7 protein-coding genes are annotated in these 6,646 nt (G+C 71.4%); 3 read left to right on the forward strand and 4 right to left on the reverse strand.

What is annotated here, in order from left to right:
- Positions 1-43: 43 nt before the first annotated feature.
- Positions 44-1,000: a YafY family protein gene (locus tag F8279_RS18710; protein ID WP_091425447.1), complete on the forward strand. Its 957-nt coding sequence runs from the start codon at positions 44-46 to the stop codon at positions 998-1,000.
- Between the two features lie 2 nt (positions 1,001-1,002).
- Here F8279_RS18710 and F8279_RS18715 read toward each other — a convergent pair whose 3' ends face one another.
- Positions 1,003-1,830 (reverse strand): NUDIX domain-containing protein, encoded by an 828-nt coding sequence (locus tag F8279_RS18715; protein ID WP_151500613.1) that lies wholly within the window; start codon positions 1,828-1,830, stop codon positions 1,003-1,005.
- Positions 1,831-2,260: 430 nt separating this feature from the next.
- Here F8279_RS18715 and F8279_RS18720 point away from each other — a divergent pair, with 430 nt between their 5' ends.
- A complete protein-coding gene (locus tag F8279_RS18720) occupies positions 2,261-2,848 on the forward strand; it encodes a DinB family protein (RefSeq protein ID WP_091425450.1) in 588 nt (195 codons plus the stop codon).
- A 61-nt stretch (positions 2,849-2,909) separates the two neighbouring features.
- Positions 2,910-3,878 (forward strand): Gfo/Idh/MocA family protein, encoded by a 969-nt coding sequence (locus tag F8279_RS18725; RefSeq protein WP_091425452.1) that lies wholly within the window; start codon positions 2,910-2,912, stop codon positions 3,876-3,878.
- Between the two features lie 48 nt (positions 3,879-3,926).
- Here F8279_RS18725 and F8279_RS18730 read toward each other — a convergent pair whose 3' ends face one another.
- The 3 genes from F8279_RS18730 to F8279_RS18740 form a co-directional block, all read right to left on the reverse strand.
- Positions 3,927-4,931 (reverse strand): inorganic phosphate transporter, encoded by a 1,005-nt coding sequence (locus F8279_RS18730; protein WP_091425454.1) that lies wholly within the window; start codon positions 4,929-4,931, stop codon positions 3,927-3,929.
- A 4-nt stretch (positions 4,932-4,935) separates the two neighbouring features.
- A complete protein-coding gene (locus F8279_RS18735) occupies positions 4,936-5,562 on the reverse strand; it encodes a DUF47 domain-containing protein (protein ID WP_030504473.1) in 627 nt (208 codons plus the stop codon).
- Positions 5,563-5,711: 149 nt separating this feature from the next.
- The coding region (locus tag F8279_RS18740; protein WP_225853325.1) for a PPK2 family polyphosphate kinase at positions 5,712-6,646 on the reverse strand (935 nt) is incomplete at its 5' end.

Here is a 6,646-nt window from a genome sequence, read left to right on the forward strand (position 1 = left end):
ATTAGGAACATCCCGTTCCTAATGAACTGGCAGGATTCGAGAAATGTTGGAGACCTCCGCACGGCTGCTGCGCCTGCTGTCGCTGTTGCAGACCCCGCGTGACTGGACTGGCGCCGAACTGGCCGAGCGCCTCGCGGTGAGCACCCGGACCGTGCGCAACGACGTGGAGCGGCTACGCGAGCTGGGCTATCCCGTACACGGCACGCGGGGCGCGGTCGGCGGGTACCGGCTGGGCGCCGGTGCGGCCCTGCCCCCGCTGCTCCTCGACGACGAGGAGGCGGTGGCGGTGGCGGTCGGGCTGCGCACGGCCGCGGGCGGCAGCGTCGCCGGCATCGAGGAGACATCCCTGCGGGCGCTGGCCAAGCTGGAGCAGGTGCTCCCCCACCGTCTGCGCCGGCGCGTCGCCGCCCTGCACACCCACACCATCCGGGTGCCGCACGACCAGCCCGGCCCTACCGTGGACGCCGGGACCCTCAGCCTGATCGGGGCCGCCTGCCGGGACCGGGAGCGGCTGCGGTTCGACTACGTCCGGCACGACGGGACCGCCGATCGACGGGACGTCGAGCCGTACCGGCTGGTGAACTGGGGCAGGCGCTGGTACCTCGTGGCCTTCGACCCGGCGCGGGACGACTGGCGCACGTTCAGGGTGGACCGGCTCACCCCGCGTACCCCGACCGGCCCCCGGTTCGCGGCGCGCGAGTTGCCCGGGGACGTGGTGGACCGGGTCCGGCAGGGTGTCTCCTCGGCGGCCTGGCGGCACCGGGCGCGCGTCCGCGTGCACGCCCCCGCCGAGGCGGTGGCCGACCGGATCAATCCGGCCGTCGGCACTGTCGAGCCGGCCGGCGACAGCGCCTGTCTCCTGCACACCGGCGCCGACCGGCTGGAGAACATCGCGGTCTGGCTCGGCCTGCTCGACCTCGACTTCACCGTCGAGGAACCGCCCGAACTGGCCGATCTCCTACGCACCCTCGCGGCCCGCTACCTTCGCGCCGCCGGCTGACGTCAGGACAGACGGAAGCGGGGGGCCTCGACGTCGGAGAGGTCGAGGTGCGGCATGACGGGGACGCCGGGGTCGCGCTTCGCCGCCGCGCCGGCCACACCGCCCAGGTCGCCGGCGGCGGCCACCTCGGCCAGCGTGACCATTGTGGGCGGCAGCATCGTCAGCTCGCCGGACTCCGCCCGGGCCAGGGCGTCCGCCGGGCGCAGCCACAGCGTGTGGTCGGCCTCCCCGGAGACGTCCCGGGTCCGCTGCCCCTCGGGCAGCAGGGCGACGAAGAAGTACGTGTCGAAGCGGCGCGGCTCGAACTCCGGGGTGATCCACCGGCTCCACGGCAGCAGCAGGTCGGATCGCAGCGTCAGACCCCGACCGGCCAGCAGGTCCGCAAAGCCGACCCGCCGTCCCTCCAGATCCTGCCGGGCCGCCTCCCAGTCGTCGCCGCTCACGTCGCCGACGACCGTGTCGGGGTCCGGGCCGGCGAGCAGCACGCCCGCCTCCTCGAAGACCTCGCGGGCGGCGGCGCACACCACCGCCTGCGCAGCGGCCGGGTCGAGCCGGAGCCGCTCCCCCCACTCCGCCGGGTCCGGGCCGGCCCAGCCGAGGTGCGCCTCCGAGTCGGAGCGGTCCACCCCGCCGCCCGGGAAGGCGTACATTCCGCCGAAGGTCATGGCCGCGACCCGGCGGATCATGTAGACCTCGAACCCGTCGCCGGCCGGGCGGAGCAACAGCACCGTGGCGGCGACCCGGGGCACGGCCGGTACGGCGCCCTCGGCCCGGAATCGGCGGGCGTGCTCCACCAGGGCGGGGGGTGCGGCGAAGCCGTCGATCGTCATGCGCCGAGCCTAGTTCCCGCCTGGCAGTCCGGTCGGCGACGGTTCCCGTCGACTCACGGGACACACGTGCTCCGAGCGCGGGCCGCCCGGCCACGGTGCGTAGTTCTCCCCGTCCGCCCAAAGGCATACCTCCGTGCCCTTTGCTCTGCAGCCGAATCCGCAATGGCAACCGTCCGTGTGCGGTGCGCATGAGGCTGCAGAGCAAAGGGGACGAGAGGGCATCGGCCCAGCCGAGCGGGCTCGGGCTTATGTCCGTAAGAGCGCCTTTGGGCGCCCGGTCCTGGCGAAGAGAGGAGCAATCGCCGTCACGCTGCGCTATCTTCACGCTCCGTATTCGATCGACGTCACATGGCCCTTCGGGGCGCAGCGTCGGAAGCCGCAGGAAGCGCGGGACTGCGTCCGTCGGTCGCGCCTGGCAGGGTCGTGACCCGTGATCGACGACTTCGCGAAGGAATACCTGCACAACGACCTGCGCCAGATCCGCGAGGCGATGCTGTGGAAGCTCGACGGGCTGTCCGAATACGACGTACGCCGTCCTCTGACCGCGTCCGGCACCAACCTGCTCGGCCTGGTCAAGCACCTGTCGTTCGGGGAGGCCCGGTACTTCGGCGAGGTGTTCGGCAGGCCGTTCCCGGAACCGCTGCCCCGGTGGGACGACCCGGATCCGGACGGCATCGACATGTGGGCGAGTGAGCACGAGACCCGCGAGGAGGTGATCGGCCGCTACCGGCGGGCGGCCGAGCACGCGGACGCGACGATCGAGGCCCTCGCCATCGACGCGCCCGGCCACGTGCCGTGGTGGCCCCGTCCGGACGTCAAGTTGTTCAACGTCCTGGTCCACGTGCTGACCGAGACCGGCCGGCACGCGGGGCACGCCGACATCCTGCGCGAGCAGCTCGACGGCTCGACCGGGACCTGGGCCGAGTACGCATACCTGGAACCCGACCAGCCGACGCTGACGGCGCGGCGGGCGATGATCGAGCGGGCCGCCCGCGCCGCCGCCGACGCCCGCGGCTGAGCCGTCCCGACCGGTGGATCACCCTGCCGGCCCCGGAGCGGTACGGGATAGCGTGCCGGGCATGACGCGTTGGGGAATCCTGGCCACCGGAAACATCGCCGCCCGCTTCGCCGAGGATCTGCGGCTGGTGCCGGGCGCCGAACTGGTGGCGGTCGGCTCGCGTACCCGGGAGAGCGCCGAGCTGTTCGCGCGCCGGCACGACGTGCCGCGGGCGTACGCCTCGTGGGCGGAACTGGCCGCGGACCCGGACCTGGACGCGATCTACGTGGCCACCCCGCACGCCGCCCACCACGAGGCGGCGCTCGCGTGCCTGGCCGGCGGCAAGGCCGTGCTGGTGGAGAAGCCCTGCACGCTGGACCTGCCGACCACCACCGAGCTGGTGGAGACGGCCCGCGACCGGGGTCTGTTCCTCATGGAGGCCATGTGGATGCGGACCAACCCGCTGATCCTGCGGGTGCTGGAGCTGATCCGGGACGGCGCGATCGGTGAGGTGACGCACGTACGGGCGGACTTCGGCGTGGCCGGCCCGTTCCCGCCGGAGCACCGGATGCGGGCCCGCACGCTCGGTGGCGGCGCGCTGCTCGACCTCGGCGTCTACCCGCTGAGCCTGGCCCACCTGGTGCTCGGCGTGCCGCAGCACGTGCAGGCGTGGGCCAAGCTGACCCCGGAGGCGGTGGACGAGAACACCGGCATGGCGCTCGGCTGGGACTCCGGCGCGGTGGCGACGCTCAGCTGCGGCATGGTCGGCGCGACAGCGATCACCGCTTCGATCACCGGTACGACCGGCCGGATCGACCTGCCCGAGCTGTTCTTCCGGCCCGCGCACGTGGTGCTGCACCGGGCCGGCGCCGAACCGGAAACGATCCCGGCGGACCTGACCGGCGGCGGTTACCAGTACGAGGCGATCGAGGTGCAGCGCTGCCTGGCGGCCGGGCTGACCGAGAGCCCGCTGGTGCCGCACGCCGCGACGCTCGAGGTGATGGGCCTGATCGACGACATCAAGGCCCGGATCGGCGTCTCCTACGCGTGAGGGGTTCCCCGCCACGGCGGGGAACCCCTCGACGTCACCGCGCGGAGATCAGAACAGGGGCCGGACCAGCAGGTACGCGAGGCAGGCGATCGCGGCGGCGGCCGGGAACGTGATGATCCAGGCGATCACGATGTTGCCCGCCACGTTCCAGCGCACCGCGGAGAGCCGTTTCGTGGATCCCACACCCATGATCGCCGAGGTGATCGTGTGCGTGGTGGAGATCGGCGCCTTCAGCACCAGCGCGTTGAAGTAGAGCACCGCGCTGGCCACGGTCTCGGCCGCGAAGCCCTCCGCGGGGCCGAGGTCGATGATCTTCCGCCCGAGCGTACGGATGATCCGCCAGCCGCCCGCGTACGTGCCGGCCGCCAGCATCGCGGCGGAGGTCCAGAAGACCCAGCCCGGGATGTGCGTCTTGCTCTCCTGGAAACCGCCGGTGTAGAGCGCGAGCACGATGATGCCCATGGTCTTCGCGGCGTCCTGCATGCCGTGACCGACCGACATGGCGGCGGCGGACGCGGTCTGCGCCCACCGGAAGCCACGGCTGAGCTTGCCCGGCTGGCCCTTCCGGAACAGCCACATGATCGCCAGCATCACCAAGAAGCCGAGGATCAGGCCGACCACCGGCGAGAGCACCATCGGGACGAGGACCTTCTCGATGATGGTGCCCCACTGGACGATGCCGTCGGCGGCGAACAGGGTCGCGCCGACCAGGCCACCGAAGAGGGCGTGCGAGGACGAGGACGGCAGGCCGAAGTACCAGGTGATCAGGTTCCAGATGATCGCGCCGAGCACGCCGGCGAAGACCACGCCGAGGCTCTCCACCCCGGTCGGCAACGTCACCAGCCCGTCGCCGACCGTCTTGGCCACCCCGGCGCCGAAGTGCGCGCCGACGAAGTTGCCGACGGCGGCCAGCGCGAGCGCGATCCGGGGGGTCAGCGCCCGGGTCGAGATGCTGGTGGCGATCGCGTTGGCCGCGTCATGGAAGCCGTTCGTGTAGTCGAACGCCATGGCGACCGCGATCACCGCCAGCACGGCGATGAGTTCGGGTGTCACTGGATCAGGACTCCTTGACCGCGATGGTCTCGACGGTGTTGGCCACGTGCTCGAAGGCGTCGCAGGCGGCCTCCAGCTCGTCGGCCACCTCCTTCATCTTCAGCACCGTGAGCGCGTCGTACTCACCGGAGAAGAGGCGGACCAGCAGCATCCGGTACGCCTGGTCGCCGTCGTTCTCGAGCCGGTTGCACTCGATCCAGTAGTCCTCGAGGTCCTTCATCGACTTCAGCCGGGGCATCGCCTCGGCGGTGAGCTTGGCCTGCAGGTCCAGCACGTTAACCAGCTCGTGCAGCTCGCGCGGAAGCGACGGGAGCTTGGTCAGGCCGTACAGGTAGAGCAGGTTGCCGACCGCCTCCAGGTGGTCCATCACGTCGTCGAGCAGCGAGCCGAGCCGGTAGATGTCCTCCCGGTCGAACGGCGTGATGAAGGTGGAGTTGATCTTCTTGTACAGCTCGTGCGTGATCTGGTCGCTGTCGTGCTCGATGTCGGTCAGCCGCTCGCTGATCGACTGCACGTCGGCACCGGGCAGGCCCAGCTCGTTGAGCAGGTCGGTCCCCTTCACCAGGTTCTGCGCGGCCCTGGTGAAGAGCTCGTAGAAAGCGCCCTCGGTGGGACGGAAGGAAAACTTCACAGCACGGACCTCGTCGTGTCGGTGGAAGGGTGGCCGTCGCCCCCCGGGCGTCTGCTCTGCGCATGCTAGGGACCGCGCCGAACCTACTTTCGATCGGCCCACCCCTGGTCAGGCCCGATTCACCGCTCGTTCACCTTCCGTTCACCTGATCACTCACGGCGCTGGCTCCGTAACCGGTCACGCTCCCGTTCGACGTCGAAATCGGCAGGCGGATACCCCAGATCCAACCCGTCGAACGTCTCCCGCAGCAGGTGGGCGACCGCCCAGTCCCGGTACCACTTGCGGTCCGCCGGCACCACGAACCAGGGCGCGGCGTCCGTGCCGCAACGCTCGAAGGCCTCGGCGTACGCGGCCTGATAGTCGTCCCAACGTGCCCGGGTGTCCAGATCGCTCGGGTTGTACTTCCAGAACTTTGCCGGGTCGGTGAGCCGCTCCATCAGCCGCTCGCCCTGCTCGGCGTACGAGATGTGCAGCATGACCTTCACCACTGTGACCGCCTGCTCGGTCAGTTCCCGCTCGAAGTCGTTGATGATCGCGTACCGGGACCGCCAGGTCGCCTCGTCGACCAGCCCTTCGACGCGAGCGATGAGCACGTCCTCGTAGTGCGAGCGGTTGAACACGCCGACGTACCCGGGTGGCGGCAGCGCCCGGCGTACCCGCCACAGGAAGTCGTGCCGCAACTCCTCCTCGGTGGGCGGCCCGAACGAGCGGATGTGCAGCCCGAGCGGGTTCATCGCGCCCGCCACCCGCTTGACCGTGCCGTCCTTGCCGCCGCAGTCCATCGCCTGGAGCACCAGCAGCACCCGGCGCGGCCGGTCGCCGTCCAGTCCGGCGTCCGCCTGCGCCGGCGCGCTGGTGGCGCTGCCCGGCCCGGCGGCGCCCTGCGCCGAGGCGTACAGCATCTCCTGCTGCCGCCCCAGTTCCGCGCCGATCAGCTCGACCTGGGCCCGCGCCCACTCCTTGCGCGCGGGCCCGCGCCCGGCCGCCGCCGGCAGCCCTGGCGTCGACCGGGGGTCGATCGCCTCCAGGTCCACCGGCCCCGGCGCCACCCGGAGCAACTCCCGCATCGGCCCGCCCTCGGGCC

This window comes from Micromonospora sp. AMSO1212t, assembly GCF_008868145.1.
Lineage (GTDB): Bacteria > Actinomycetota > Actinomycetes > Mycobacteriales > Micromonosporaceae > Micromonospora > Micromonospora tulbaghiae.